This window comes from Mycolicibacterium sp. HS_4_1 (assembly GCF_054515875.1).
In genome coordinates, this window is the sequence record NZ_CM137261.1 from 2,458,993 (window position 1) to 2,472,375 (window position 13,383).

A 13,383-nucleotide genomic window follows, 5' to 3' on the forward strand; every position below is an offset into this window, starting at 1 on the left:
ATTTCGGTGCGGCGCCACGAGGTCCACTGCGGTCGGGCCGCAGGCCCCGGCCAGTCGCACCCCGCGGGTTACTGGCCGGCCGGCGACACGTCCAACCCCGTGCCCTTCACCGACGACTTCGCGCGCTTCTCGGCGCGCACCGTCTTGCCGTTGCGCACGAACCCGGTGGGGGAGATCACTGCCGACAGCAAGGCGTCTTCGCCGCCCACGAACGGGTGGAACCCGACCCCGGCGCCGCCGCGGCCCTTGACCGGGATGTCGGCGACTTCGGTTACCTTCCAGCCCTTTTCGGAGGTGGACAGGATCGCTTCGCCGTTCTCGCACGAAATTGGTAAGGCCGCGATCACAGTGTCTTCTGGGTCACCCGCCACCAGCTTCACGCCCGCGACGCCGTTGCCGGCCGCGCCCTGCGGATTCACCGCGGCCGGGTCGATGCGCAGAATCTTGCCGCGCCGCGTCACCAGCGCCAGGTGATAGCCGGGGGTCAGCACGCCGGAGCGCAGCAGCCCGGTGATGTCCGGTGCCACCGGGATGTCACGCGTCTTGAAGGGCAGGCCGTTGCCATTGGTGAACTTGACGCGCCCATCGGTCCACACCGCCCAGCCCAGCCCCGAGGTGAGCAGGTCGCCGTGGGTGTCGGAGAACACGCCGCGATCGTCAAGGCGCCAGTTGGCGTTGACTTTTCGTTCGCGGGGGCCGTCCTCGTCGGAGCTCGATGCCGTCGGGGTGCCCTCGGAGTCGAGCACTGTGCGACGGTCGAATTCGGGCCCGGCGAACAGCTTCGCCGTCTCCTTGAGTTCGTTGTCGATAACCACCCGCCGCGCGTCCGGGTTCGACACGAGCTCGGTCAGCTCGGCGAATTCGGCATCCAGCTTGTCCGCCTCGGCCTGCAGCTCGATGACGTCGAGTTTCGTCAGCCGCCGAAGCTGCAGTGCCAGAACATAGTTGGCCTGCTCTTCGTCGATGTCGAACCGTTCCTGCAGCCCCCGCCGGGCGTCGTCGACGGTGTCCGAGCCGCGGATGACCGCGACGGCCGCATCGATGTCCAGGTGGATCTTCATCAACCCGGCCACCAGATGCCTACGGGCGGTGACCTTCTCCAGCCGGTACTGGCTGCGGTGCAGCACCACCGAATCGCGCAGGTGCAGGAATGCGCCGATGAGCTCGCGCACCGTCCACCAGCGCGGGACGCGGTCCTCGTCCAATGCGACGAGGCTGGCGGCGAACGTGGACTCCAGCGGGGTCAACGCGAGCAGCTGGTCGCGAATGGTCTCGGCGGCGTGGCCGCGTTTGGCGGTGACGACGATCCGCAGCCCGTTGCGGCGGTCCGTCAGGTCCGACATGTCGGCGACACCGGCCAGCTCGCCCGACTCGACCAGGGCCCGGATCCGGTCCTGCACCGTGTTGCTCGCGACACCGGGCGGTAGTTCGGTGATCACGACGTTCTTGCCGTCGACCGACAGCGTGCCGCGCACCGTGAGCGCGCCCCGGCCGGTGGTGAGGTACTCGCGCAATCCCGCCGTGCCGACCACCGTCGAACCGCAGCCCCAGTCGGGGCCGGGGATCAGCTTGGCGAGCCGGTCGTCGGTCATGTTCGGCGTCTTCAGCAGCGCGCGGCAGGCCGCCATGACCTCGCGCGGGTTGTGCGCGGGCACCTTGGTGGCCCAGCCTTCGGCGATGCCGACGGCGCCGTTGCAGAGCAGTACCGGCCACTGGGCCGGCAGCATCGTGGGCTCGATCCATTCCCCGTCGAAGGTGGGCACCATCGGGACGGCGTGGTCGTCGAGTTCGGCGGTCAGTGCCGCACCGGCGGCAGACAGCCGCATCTCGGTGTACCGGTCGGCGGCGGGGATGTCGCCCTGGATGCGCGGGAAAGCACCTTGTCCATCAATGACTTTCACGCGCTGGAACTCGGCGGCCAGCAGCGCCGCGGCGCCGTACATCGACGCGCCGCCGTGCGGGTGCAGGTTGCCGGTGACGGCCGAGCAGACCTTCGAGGACTTCTGCGGCTTGTTGCCGGGCAGCAGTTTCGAGTCGTGCATCTGGTACAGCAGCCGGCGCTGGCCGGGCTTGAGGCCGTCGAACGCCGACGGGATGGCGCGGTCGCTGACGCTGTAGAGCGCAAACGTCAGCTGGTAGTGGTTCCAGTAGTCGTCGGCGCTCTGGTCGAGGACCAGATCCGGATTCTGTTCGGGAACGTCCAGGGTCGAGGTCACGGTTGACTCTTTCTAGTCCAGGTCCAGCGCAAGTGTGTCGACGACGGCGGCCACCTCGGCCATCCACGTGCGTCGGCCCTCGGGCGGCCCGCCGAACAGGGTGTGGTGCAACTTCTTCTCGCCGTCATCGAGGTGTACGCGAATCACGGTGCGCCGCTGCGGATCCAGGACGGTGTTCCAGAAGTCGTCGGCGTCCATCTCACCGAGACCCTTGTTGCGCTGGACCTCCACTCGGCGTTTGGACCGGGCCTTCAATTCGGCGACCGCGGTATCACGCTCGGACTCGTCCTGGCAGTAGATCCGCTCTTGGCCGTCCTTGACCACGAACAGCGGGGGCAGCGTCACGTAGACCATGCCCGCTGCGACGAGCGGCCGGTAGAAGTCCAGGAACATCGAGATGAGACTCGAGTTGATGTTGCCGCCGTCGGGGTCGGCGTCGGATGCGAACAGGATCCGGTCGTAGCGGCACTGCTCCGGGTCGCAGTTGTCGCGCACGCCGCAACCCAGGATGCGCTCGATGGAATCGAACTCGTCCTTGACCCGGGCCTTGTTCACGGTGAACCCGTAGACGTTGGGCGGCTTACCTTTGAGCGGGAAAGCCGCCTGGAAGGTGGCGTCCCGTGCCGCCTTGATGGTGCCCAGTGCGGAGTCGCCCTCACACAGGAACAGTTCGGCGCCCGACCCGCGGCCTGTTTCCCGGCTGGGCAGCAGCTTCGGCGGCAGCGACAGGTTGGTGCCCAGGCCCTTGGCTTTCGACGCGGCCCGCGACCGCGCTTTGGCGCCCTCGGCGCTGCGACGCGCCCGGGCCGACTCCAGCGCCAGCTTGGTCCATAGCGACACCGTGTCGGCGTTGGCCGGGTTCGCGGCCCAGACGTTGACGCTGCGTGCCACATCGGGGGCCATCGCGACATTCAGCGAGCGCGACGAGACCGCGGTCTTGGCCTGGGAGTCCCAACCGACGTCCGGGGCTCGGGTATCGACCGCCAGTGCGGTGACCGCGGCGAAGTCCTGGGGTTCGGGGCCGTCCTCACCCTTGGCCAGGCCCAGGTCCCGGATCCGGGACGCGCGATCGGCCAGCGCTTCCGACAGGCCCTTGATCGCGGCGGTCAGGTGCGATCCGCCACCGGGCGTGCGCACGGTGTTGCAGAACGCGGCCACCGTGGCCGGCTCGGCCGGGCCGGCGGTCAGCGACCAGCGGAACGGGGTGGGGCCGCGCCCGGTGGTGTATTCGCCGCGGCCCTCCACCACGGCGCGCACCGGGGGCAGGGGAGTGCCGGCCGAAGTGCACATGAGGTTCAGCAGAGCCTCGGTGCCCCACGGGCCGTTGAACTGTTCGAGCAGGACTGCTGGAATCTCGGTGCCGGGCCAGCCCTCGTCGACGACGGTCAGGTGCACGCCGGGGCACATCCGGGCGGCGGCGTGGCCGCGCAGCAGCACCTCGGCGATGTCCACGCTGGCGTCCGGCACGACGGCCTGGTCGAACAGGATGCGCACCGTGGTGCCGTGGGCGTCGGGCTTGCGGTTGCTCGTGCCGCGGAGCTTCTGGTTGTCCACGCGGGTGAAGGGTGCATTTGCGTCGAACGCCTGGCCCCCGCCACCCTCGAACGTGCCGGGGTAGCCGTGGCCGAAACTCTGCAGGTAGGTCTTGCCGGCGCGGCGGACGGTGACGTCGGTGCGCGCGGAGATGAACACCGCGGCCGCGGCGCCGATGCCGTTGAGGCCGGCGCCGGTGCTGGTGGCGTCGGTGTGGGCCGAGAACTTGCCGCCGGCCCGCGCCGTGCCGAGGGTCTTGACGATGCCGTTCTTGCCGGTCACCGGGTCGGAGTCGATGGGAAGACCGCGTCCGTCGTCGGCGACGCTGACCGAGCCGTCGGCATGCAGGGTGATGGTGACGGTGGAGCCGCCGTGGCTGGGGTCGGCGACTTCTTCGACCGCGTTGTCAACCAGCTCGCGCAGGGCGGTGTTGAGCACGTCAAGGCCCAGGTTGACCGCCGGTCGCAGGCGGGTGTGCTGGACGTCGTCGAGCTCGGTGATGTCCGCAGCGTTGTAGCTCACTGCTGGTCCTTTCCGTCAGGGCCGGTCGGGGACGACCGAAGCCCCAAAACAGGGTGTGCCGCAGGAATGGTAGGCGGTTCCGCCGACAACCTTGCAGATCCATGCGCGAGTTTGTCGGTGGGCTGCGCCACGATGTGACGGTGGCAGTACTCACCACGGTCCAGGCCCGTCGCATCGCCGTCGCCGCCCAGGGCTTTCACGAACCCAAGCCGGCCGGTCCGGTAACCCGGGCGCACCTGAAACGTCTGATGTCCAGAATACAAGTGCTGCAATTGGATTCGGTATCGGTCTCGGTGCGGGCGCACTATGCGCCGGTGTTCAGCCGGCTCGGGCCATACGACCGGGACGCGCTCGACGCGCTGGCCTGGAGCCACAGTGCGCGGTCGCCGCGGCAATTCATCGAATATTGGGCGCACGAGGCGGCATTGTTGCCGGTCGAGGACTGGCCGCTGCTGCGCTGGCGCATGCGTGAATACACCCACGGCCGTTGGGGCACCGAAATCGTCAAGCGAAACGGCGAGCTGGCCGAGAAGATCGTCGCCGCCGTCGCCGAACTCGGGCCGTCGACCGCGGGCCAGATCGAGGCTCACCTGGAAGCCGAACCCCGTGGCGCCAAGGGCCCGTGGTGGGGACGCAGTGACACCAAGTGGGTGGCTGAAGCGCTGTGGTCGTCGGGCGTGCTCACCACGGCCACCCGCGTCGGTTTCGCTCGGCACTATGACCTGGTCGAACGGGTGCTGCCACCGGAAGTGCTGGCCCGGGAAGTCTCCGACGACGATGCGGTCCGGCAGTTGGTTCTCAAGGCGGCCGGCGCGCTGGGCGTGGGTACCGAGGCCGACATCCGGGACTATTTCCGGCTGGGCGCCCGTCAGGTGAAACCGGCGCTGGCGGCACTGGTCGCCGCGGGCGAATTGGAGTCCGTCACCGTGGACGGCACCCCGGCATACTTGCGCGCCGGGCAGCCGGTGCCGCGGCGCGATCGCGGGACGGCATTGCTGTGCCCGTTCGACCCGCTGATCTTCTTCCGGCCGAGAGTTGAGCGCCTGTTCGGGTTCCACTACCGGATCGAGATCTACACTCCGGCGGCCAAGCGGCAATTCGGCTACTACGTCTGGCCTTTCCTGCTCGACGGCCGGCTGGCAGGGCGCGTCGACCTGAAACGTACTGGCGACGCACTGCACGTCGTGGGTGCGTTCGCCGAGGACGGCCAAGACCGCGCCCGGGTGGCCGCGGCCCTGGTCCCCGAGCTGACGTCGATGGCGACGTGGCTCGGGGTCGGCGACGTGACGGTCGGGGACCGCGGCGATCTAGTCGCCGAGCTGGCTCGGCAGTTCTAGCGCCTAGTTCGCGGCGTGGTAGGCCTCGACGATGTCGGCCTTGATGCGTCCACGGGCCGCGACGTCGTAACCGTTCTCCTGGGCCCACTCGCGAATTGCGGCGAGCTGTTCCTTCGATGACGCGCTCTTGGCGGCCTTCTTCGCGCGACCGCGGGACGTGCTGTTCTTGGCGGCGCGGCTGCTGGGTTCTGCGGGCTTCTGGGTCCGCGCGCGACGGCCACCGACCCTGGTGGCGGCGTCCACATAGGGCGCCAAGGCCTTTTCGAATTTCGCCACGTTCGCAGCGGAAAGATCGATCTGGTAATCAACCCCACGTACCGAGAAGTTAATACGCTCACCGGTGTCGTCGGTGAGTTCAGTGCCGTTGATATCGTCAACAAGCTGGACGACAATGCGTTCGGCCACGAATGATCTCCTTTATCGGGGGTGTTCGGCCGGAAGTGTATCGACTGAAAATAAGGACTGCACCTCGGTGTCTCGATTGCCGGTAGTCCGGCGCCGGTTCAGTTCTATTTGCGCGGCAATCCGGCTGTATATCGGAATTCTCGATCGGTGGTAATTGCCACGGCCCCAAGCTGATTCGGTGCGCGTCCAGATGCGGACGTAATCAGTCCGCGTCGTGGTGGCACACCGCTTCCAGCATGATGCCGAACGGGTCCAGCCAGAACGTGGCGAAGTAGGGCGGCGGATATTGGGGGAACGACTGCGGCGTATGGAGCACCTCGCCGCCGGTCCGCTGCACGAACTGGTGGACACGCTCAACCGCGGATCGCGTCCTGACCATAAAGGCCAGATGCTGCAGGCCGGTGCGGTGCCGGGAGTAGTCGCCGAGGTCGGCCGTCGGATAGAAAAACACGAAGGTGCCGGGTTTGCCACCGGCGGGGCGAAAGGCGAACTCGTCGGCGGAAGCGATGAACGATTCAAAACCTACCAATGGCATGAATTCGTCGTAGTAATTCTTCGCGCGTGCGAGATCGGGCACATTGACGCCGAGATGACCGAGCACGTTCCGACTCTAACCGGGGGTGTTAACCGGTCCCTTCGTGCGACGGTTCGCCGAGTTCAGGCACACCGCGACCGCGCAGCTTGTTGACGACGAACACGACCGTTCCGATGCCCAGCCAGACGATCCCGCCGATCTTGGCCAGGGAATCGGCGTTGAACAGCACATAGCCGATGATGACAAAGCCGAGTGTCGGCACCGCCAGGTGCAGCAGATAGTTCTTCGACTTCTTTCGGCCCAGGTAGTACCAAACCACCGAAACGTGCAGCAGGCAGAAGGCGAACAGCGCGCCGAAGTTCACCAGTGACGAGATGAGTGCGATCTGGCCGACGAAGAACAGCACGAGCACCACGCTGATCGCACTGACCAACAGGATTGCGGCGAACGGCACCTTGCGCGCGCTGACCCGGGATAGGAACGCGGGCAGCTGGCGGTCGCGGCTCATCGAGAACAGCAGCCGGCTGGTTGCCGCCTGGGCGGCCATCGCGTTGGCGAAGCCCACGGCGAGCACGTTGACGACAAAGAACGCGTTCATCCAGCCGGTGCTGGACGCCGCTTCGACCAGTGTGAAGAACGCGTTGCCCGCTTCGCTATCGCTGAACGATGCCCGGCCACCCGCCAGCAGGCTGGCCAACCAGGTCTGGCCGATGAACAGGAATGCCACGATGAACAACGCGCCGATCATGGCTCTGCCAGCCGGATTCCGCGTACCGGTGGATTCCTCCGCTAACGTCGAAATACCGTCGAAGCCAAGGAAACTCAGCACGGCGATCGACAGGGCGGCAGCGATCAACGGTGCGCTGACGGTGTCCGGGTTCCAGAGCGGCGTGGTGCTCCAGTGCACATTGGGCAGCGAATCGCCGTTGATGGCCCGCACCGCGATGACCACGAAGATCGCGAGAAAGACGAGTTCGAGAACCAGGAACAACCGGTTGGCCACCTTCAGCGAGTCGACGCCGAGCAGATTGATCACGGTATTGACGAGGACGAACACCAGTGCCCACAGCCACCGTGGCGTGCCGGGGAACAACCCGATCATCGATTCGGCGGCCAGCACATACAGCAGAGTCGGTATCAGCAGGTAGTCCAGCAGAATCGCCCAGCCGGCGAAAAAGCCTGCGCCGGGGTGGATTCCGCGGCCGACATACGAGAACACCGATCCCGCAAGGGGGAACGACTTGGCCATCTGCGCGTACGCCGTCGCCGTGAACACCATGGCGACCAAGCCGATGAGATATACCAGCGGCACCATGCCGCCGGCACTGTTGTACACGACGCCGAAGATGGTCCACGGCGCAATCGGCACCATGAACACGAGGCCATAGACGATGAGGTCGAGGGTGGAGACGGAACGATTGAGTTCCTGTTTGTAGCCGAATGATTCGACGGTGCGCTGGCCTTCGCCGGTGGTGACTCGCGTGGGTGTCATGGATGTCCTGTCGGGTCGAGCGAATGGGTTCAGACCCGGGCGTCGGCGGCCAGATCGTGGTTGGCGAGGAACGCGGCGACGACGGCGCGGAATTCTGCGGGCTTCTCCAGGTGCGAGCAGTGGCTGGTGCCGGTGAATACATGGCTGACCGCGCCGGGGATGTTCTCGACGTACGGCTGCCAGGCGGCGGGGGTGGCCTCGTCGAACTCGCCGGCGATCACCAGTGTCGGCGTGGTGATCTCGGCGAGTCGGTCGATGATGGTCCACCCGTTCAACGTGCCTACGACGTGAAATTCGTTGGGCCCGTTCATGGTGTGGTAGACGGTGGGCTCCGCTTCCATCTGTGCGATGGTGTCGGTCAGGTCCTGCGGCGTGGGTACGACGCGGCACAGGTGCCGCGCGTAGAACTCGTTCGTCGCGGCCACGTACTCCGGGTCGGTGACCGTGCCCGCTTCTTCGTGCCGGGTCAGCGCGGCGCTGATGTCCGGTGGCAATTGCGTGCGCAGCTCCGCGCAGCCGGCCATCCAGAGTTCCATCGATGCGGGGGAGTTGCAGATGACGAGCGATGTCAGTCCCGAGGGACGGCGCACGGCGATCTCCGCGCCCAGCATGCCGCCCCACGACTGGCCCAGCAGGTGGTACTCGTCGATGCCCAGCGCCGCGCGAACGGTGTGAAACTCCTCGACGAACAGCTCGGGCGTCCAGAACCCGGCAGGGGCGTCGGGCAGGTGGGTGCTGTTGCCGCAGCCGAGCTGGTCGTAGTGGATGACGGTGCGGCCGGTCTCGTCGGCCAACTCGGCGATGTTGCGCACGTAGTTGTGCGCCATGCCCGGCCCACCGTGCAGGACGAACAGCGGGAGCGCCGCCGGATCGGGTGTTTCGGGGGTGGTGATCTGGACCCAGGTCTCGTGTTCGCGGAACGGGACCCGGTGGCTGATGGTCGGCATGACGGTCAGCATGTGCCATTAATGGTCTCGCTACAAGACCATTAATCGAGATTTAACAATCCGTGTCGATACTCTGTGTGGCGAACGAAGGGAGCCGGCGATGACACATCTCCATGGTGTGGACGCCCCCGGCCTACTGGATCGTGAGCTCGAATCGTCCTCTCGGGTCGACGAGATCACCGACCGGCTGGTGACCGCCATCGCCATCGGCGAATACCTGCCCGAGGCCCGGCTGCCCGCCGAACGCGAGTTGGCCGCGTCGTTACGTGTCGGCCGGATGACGGTGCGTGCGGCGCTCGCGCGGCTGGTGGACCGCGGCCTGGTGGAGACCCGGCGGGGCCGGGGTGGTGGGTCGTATGTGCTGCAGCAATGGCCGGACTCGTCTACGGAAGCCGTGGTCCGAACCCTGAGAATGCGGGTCGACGAGATCCGGGACCGATGCGACGCGATCTGCCGGATCCACGGTGCGGTGAGCCGCGCCGCCGCCGAATCTCGCACCGACGGCGATGTCGGCGTGCTGCGGCAGCGCCTGGAGGACTACCGCCAAGCCGAGAGTGGACTGACCGCCCAGCAGGCGGACAGCGATCTGCACCTGGCGATCATGGACGCCGCTCACAACGCAGTCCTCAAGCAGGTGCTGCTCGAACTGGAAGCGTCGGTCAGCATCGGCGCACCCGCTCACGTCTGGGGCGAACCGGTGACGATGCGGGCGATGGAACAGCGGGCGCTGGGCGAACACACGACTCTCGTCGACGCCATCGCCGAAGGCCGTGGGGATGACGCCGAAGCGCTGGCGCGCGCACACGTCGCCATTGATTTCGAGAACATCTCGGCGGCGATGCGGCGTGCCGGGATGCTCATCGACTGATCCCGCCGCCCGGCACCGCCCGCGGTCGCAGCGGGCAGCGGTGCAAAACCACGTAGAACCAGCGGGTAATCTTGTTGCCCGTGAGCACCAGCGGAATTGATGTCAGCGCACGTGTGGGCACCGTGCTGACTGCCATGGTGACGCCGTTCGGCCCGGACGGCTCGCTTGATCTGGCCGGTGCGAAGAAGGTAGCCAAGTATCTGGTCGACAAAGGGTGCGACGGCCTCGTCGTTTCCGGCACCACCGGCGAATCACCGACCACGACCGACGACGAGAAGATCGCCCTGCTCGAGGCGGTTCTCGAAGAGGTCGGCGACCGCGCCCGGATCATCGCCGGCGCCGGCAGCTACGACACCGCGCACAGCATCCACCTGGCGAAGGCCTGCGCCGCCGCCGGCGCGCACGGTCTGCTCGTGGTGACGCCGTACTACTCGAAGCCGCCGCAGGCCGGCCTCGTCGCGCACTTCACCGCCGTCGCCGATGCCACCGACTTGCCGGTAATCCTGTACGACATCCCGCCGCGCTCGGCGGTCCCGATCGAATGGGACACCATCCGGACGCTGTCCGCGCACCCGAACATCGTCGCGGTCAAGGACGCCAAGGGCGATCTCAACGGTGGTGCGCAGATGATGGCCGAGACCGGATTGGCCTACTACTCGGGCGACGACACCCTCAACTTGCCGTGGCTCGCCATGGGCGCCACGGGATTCATCAGCGTCTGGGGCCACGTCGCGGCCGCAGAGTTGCGTGCGCTGTTGTCGGCGTTCAATTCCGGCGACATCGCGACTGCGCGCAAGATTCACGTGGGCTTGCACTCGCTCGGCGAGGCGCAGAACCGACTGGGCGGCGTCACCATGAGCAAGGAAGGCCTGCGCTTGTTGGGCATCGAGGCCGGCAACCCCCGCTTGCCGCAGGTGCCCGCCACGCCGGATCAGCTGACGGCACTCGCCGCGGACCTGCGCGCAGCGTCGGTGCTTGCGTGACCAGGCCCGACTTCGCCCCGCCCGGTCCTTTGGAGCCGGGCGGTCTTCGTGTGACGGCGCTCGGCGGTATCGGCGAAATCGGCCGCAACATGACCGTTTTCGAGCACCTGGGCCGACTGCTCGTCATCGACTGCGGCGTGTTGTTCCCGACGCATGACGAGCCGGCGGTCGACCTGATCCTGCCGGACATCCGGCACATCGAGGACCGGCTGGCCGACATCGAGGCGCTGGTGATCACCCACGCGCACGAGGACCACATCGGCGCCATTCCGTATCTGCTGAAGATGCGGCCGGACATCCCCGTGGTGGGCTCGCGCTTCACGTTGGCGCTCCTGGCGGCCAAATGCCGTGAGCACCGGCTCAAGCCGAACATGCAGATCGTCGCCGAGGGGCAGCGCAGCACTCATGGTGTATTCGAGTGCGAGTACTTCGCGGTCAACCACTCGATTCCCGACGCCCTGGCCATCGCCGTGCACACCGGTGCGGGCACGGTGCTGCACACCGGTGACATCAAGCTCGACCAGTTGCCGCCCGACGGCCGGCCCACCGACCTACCCGGTATGTCCCGCCTCGGTGAGCAAGGCGTCGACCTGCTCCTGTGCGACTCGACCAATTCCGAGATTCCAGGAGTCGGCCCGTCGGAGAGCGAGGTCGGCCCCAACCTGCACCGCCTGATCCGCGGTGCGGACGGCCGCGTCATCGTGGCGTGCTTCGCCTCGAACGTCGACCGTGTGCAGCAGATCATCGACGCCGCGGTGGCGCTGGGGCGCAAGGTGTCCTTCGTCGGCCGCTCGATGGTCCGCAACATGGGGATCGCCAAGGAACTCGGCTTCCTCACCGTCGCCGACGACGACGTCATCGACATCGGCGCCGCGGAACTGCTGCCGGCCGACCGGGTCGTGCTGATCACCACCGGCACCCAGGGCGAGCCCATGGCGGCGCTGTCGCGGATGTCCCGCGGCGAGCACCGCAGCATCACCCTGACCGCCGGCGACCTGATCATCCTGTCCAGCTCGCTGATTCCCGGCAACGAGGAAGCCGTCTACGGCGTGATCGACTCGCTGGCCAAGATCGGCGCCCGCGTGGTCACCAATCAGCAAGCGCGCGTGCATGTTTCCGGTCACGCCTACGCCGGCGAGCTGCTGTTCCTGTACCGCGGGGTGCGGCCGCGCAACGTGATGCCGGTGCACGGCACCTGGCGGCACCTGCGTGCCAACGCCAAACTCGCCGTCCGCACCGGCGTGCCGGAGGAGAACGTCGTGCTCGCCGAGAACGGCGTGAGCGTCGACCTGGTGGGTGGCCAGGCCCGGATTGCCGGCGCGGTGCCGGTCGGCAAGGTGTTCGTCGATGGCCTGGTGCTGGGCGACGTCGGCGACGCGACACTGGGCGAAAGGCTCACGCTCACTTCGGGTTTCATTGCTGTCACCGTGGTGATCAGCCGCGAGACCGGCAAGCCGGTGGTGCCCGTGCATCTGCACTCGCGTGGGTTCTCCGAGGATCCGAAGGCGCTCGAGCCGGGCGCCGAGAAGGCGCAGACGGCTCTGGAAGCCCTTGTCTCCGAGCAGGTTGCCGATCCCGCGCGCATCGCCCAGGCGGTGCGGCGGGCCGTCGGCAAGTGGGTCGGGGAGGCCTATCGGCGCCAGCCGATGATCGTGCCGACGGTCCTCGAGGTCTAACGCTTCTGCGCCAGGGCCGACCATTCCAGGTCGGACGCGGGCAGCCCGCGACCGGTCGGCCCCACATATCGGTCCCGCACCTGGTCCGGGCCCAGTTGGTCGAGAAGCTGCCAGCCGTACCCGTCGAGGAAGTGCGCAACCTCGTCGGGAGGTAACCCGAACTTCCACACCTGACTGCGCTCGCGGAATCGGCGGTACAGCGACGGCGCGGCGGAGATGTCCACTCCGTCGATGAAATCGCGCTGCACATAGGTGAAGTCGAGCCGGCTGCCGGTGGGCGCGGATCGCAACTGCTCGAAGGTGCTGTCGATGGCCTCGGCGCTCAGGTACTGGGTGACGCCTTCCCAGATGAAGAACGTGCGGGCGTCGCGACGGTAGCCCTGGCCGGCCAGGGCAGTCATCAGGTCGTCGCGCTCGAAGTCGACGGCGACCAGGTGGACCGACGGTGGGGGAGTGCTGAAAACCCGATTCAGGACGGCGCGTTTGCGCTCGATGTTCACCGTCTGGTCCACTTCGAAAACCGGCGCGGCGCTGCGGCGCGACAGCCGGCAGCCCCGGGTGTCCAGTCCGGCGCCCAGCACCACGACGGCCTCGATCTCGCCCAGCGCCGCCATCAGGTTGTCGTCGGCATAGCGCTTGCGGCACGCCATGTTGGCCCACATGCCAGGCGCTGACCGGTCTGACGCGGCGACCATGCTGCGCCGCACCGGCGACCAGCGGGTGGCCGCCACCAGCGCGCGAAGGCCTTGTGGCAGAAAAGAAGCCGCCAGGTCGTCGTCGACGAGACGACGCCCTGGCGGCTCATGCTGTTCGATCGCGGTGAGGACCATCGGCCCGAAGGCCGTCAGTGCCGCTGGGTTACCAGCCAA

The 13,383-nt window shown here is 67.3% G+C and carries 11 protein-coding genes; 4 read left to right on the forward strand and 7 right to left on the reverse strand.

Annotation, left to right across the window (positions count from 1 at the left end):
• Positions 1 to 68 precede the first annotated feature (68 nt).
• Complete coding sequence (locus ACX12F_RS11710) at positions 69 to 2,216, reverse strand: DNA gyrase subunit A (protein WP_459369717.1); 2,148 nt, start codon at positions 2,214 to 2,216, stop codon at positions 69 to 71.
• 12 nt (positions 2,217 to 2,228) lie between these two features.
• Positions 2,229 to 4,271, reverse strand: a complete 2,043-nt coding sequence (locus ACX12F_RS11715) for a toprim domain-containing protein (protein WP_459369718.1) — start codon at positions 4,269 to 4,271, stop codon at positions 2,229 to 2,231.
• A 101-nt stretch (positions 4,272 to 4,372) separates the two neighbouring features.
• Here ACX12F_RS11715 and ACX12F_RS11720 point away from each other — a divergent pair, with 101 nt between their 5' ends.
• Positions 4,373 to 5,608: a winged helix-turn-helix domain-containing protein gene (locus tag ACX12F_RS11720; protein ID WP_459369719.1), complete on the forward strand. Its 1,236-nt coding sequence runs from the start codon at positions 4,373 to 4,375 to the stop codon at positions 5,606 to 5,608.
• A gap of 3 nt (positions 5,609 to 5,611) precedes the next feature.
• Here ACX12F_RS11720 and ACX12F_RS11725 read toward each other — a convergent pair whose 3' ends face one another.
• The 4 genes from ACX12F_RS11725 to ACX12F_RS11740 form a co-directional block, all read right to left on the reverse strand.
• Positions 5,612 to 6,013 carry a histone-like nucleoid-structuring protein Lsr2 gene (locus tag ACX12F_RS11725; RefSeq protein ID WP_459369720.1) on the reverse strand — a complete coding sequence of 134 codons (402 nt, stop codon included), beginning with the start codon at positions 6,011 to 6,013 and terminating at the stop codon, positions 5,612 to 5,614.
• Between the two features lie 202 nt (positions 6,014 to 6,215).
• The gene (locus tag ACX12F_RS11730; protein ID WP_459369721.1) at positions 6,216 to 6,614 is read right to left on the reverse strand and encodes a VOC family protein; all 399 of its coding nucleotides are present in this window, start codon (positions 6,612 to 6,614) and stop codon (positions 6,216 to 6,218) included.
• A gap of 22 nt (positions 6,615 to 6,636) precedes the next feature.
• Positions 6,637 to 8,040, reverse strand: a complete 1,404-nt coding sequence (locus ACX12F_RS11735; RefSeq protein WP_459369722.1) for an APC family permease — start codon at positions 8,038 to 8,040, stop codon at positions 6,637 to 6,639.
• A 29-nt stretch (positions 8,041 to 8,069) separates the two neighbouring features.
• Positions 8,070 to 8,987 carry a proline iminopeptidase-family hydrolase gene (locus tag ACX12F_RS11740; protein ID WP_459369723.1) on the reverse strand — a complete coding sequence of 306 codons (918 nt, stop codon included), beginning with the start codon at positions 8,985 to 8,987 and terminating at the stop codon, positions 8,070 to 8,072.
• Between the two features lie 100 nt (positions 8,988 to 9,087).
• Between ACX12F_RS11740 and ACX12F_RS11745 the strand changes: the two genes are divergently transcribed.
• From ACX12F_RS11745 to ACX12F_RS11755, 3 genes are all read left to right on the forward strand, one after another.
• The gene (locus tag ACX12F_RS11745; protein WP_459369724.1) at positions 9,088 to 9,855 is read left to right on the forward strand and encodes a FadR/GntR family transcriptional regulator; all 768 of its coding nucleotides are present in this window, start codon (positions 9,088 to 9,090) and stop codon (positions 9,853 to 9,855) included.
• Positions 9,856 to 9,929: 74 nt separating this feature from the next.
• Positions 9,930 to 10,838, forward strand: a complete 909-nt coding sequence (dapA, locus tag ACX12F_RS11750; RefSeq protein ID WP_459369725.1) for a 4-hydroxy-tetrahydrodipicolinate synthase — start codon at positions 9,930 to 9,932, stop codon at positions 10,836 to 10,838.
• On the forward strand, positions 10,835 to 12,514 hold the full coding sequence (locus tag ACX12F_RS11755) for a ribonuclease J (RefSeq protein ID WP_459369726.1): 1,680 nt from the start codon (positions 10,835 to 10,837) through the stop codon (positions 12,512 to 12,514). The genes dapA and ACX12F_RS11755 overlap by 4 nt, the downstream gene beginning before the upstream one ends.
• Here the strand turns inward: ACX12F_RS11755 and ACX12F_RS11760 are convergent.
• Positions 12,511 to 13,383 carry an SAM-dependent methyltransferase gene (locus ACX12F_RS11760; protein ID WP_459369727.1) on the reverse strand — a complete coding sequence of 291 codons (873 nt, stop codon included), beginning with the start codon at positions 13,381 to 13,383 and terminating at the stop codon, positions 12,511 to 12,513. The genes ACX12F_RS11755 and ACX12F_RS11760 overlap by 4 nt on opposite strands.

What these genes read in the sequence shown, in the direction of transcription:
- ACX12F_RS11720 (WP_459369719.1), top strand. Translation starts at nt 4,373, where the DNA reads ATGCGCGAGTTTGTCGGTGGGCTGCGCCACGATGTGACGGTGGCAGTA.
- ACX12F_RS11740 (WP_459369723.1), bottom strand. Translation starts at nt 8,987, where the DNA reads ATGCCGACCATCAGCCACCGGGTCCCGTTCCGCGAACACGAGACCTGG.
- ACX12F_RS11745 (WP_459369724.1), top strand. Translation starts at nt 9,088, where the DNA reads ATGACACATCTCCATGGTGTGGACGCCCCCGGCCTACTGGATCGTGAG.
- ACX12F_RS11735 (WP_459369722.1), bottom strand. Translation starts at nt 8,040, where the DNA reads ATGACACCCACGCGAGTCACCACCGGCGAAGGCCAGCGCACCGTCGAA.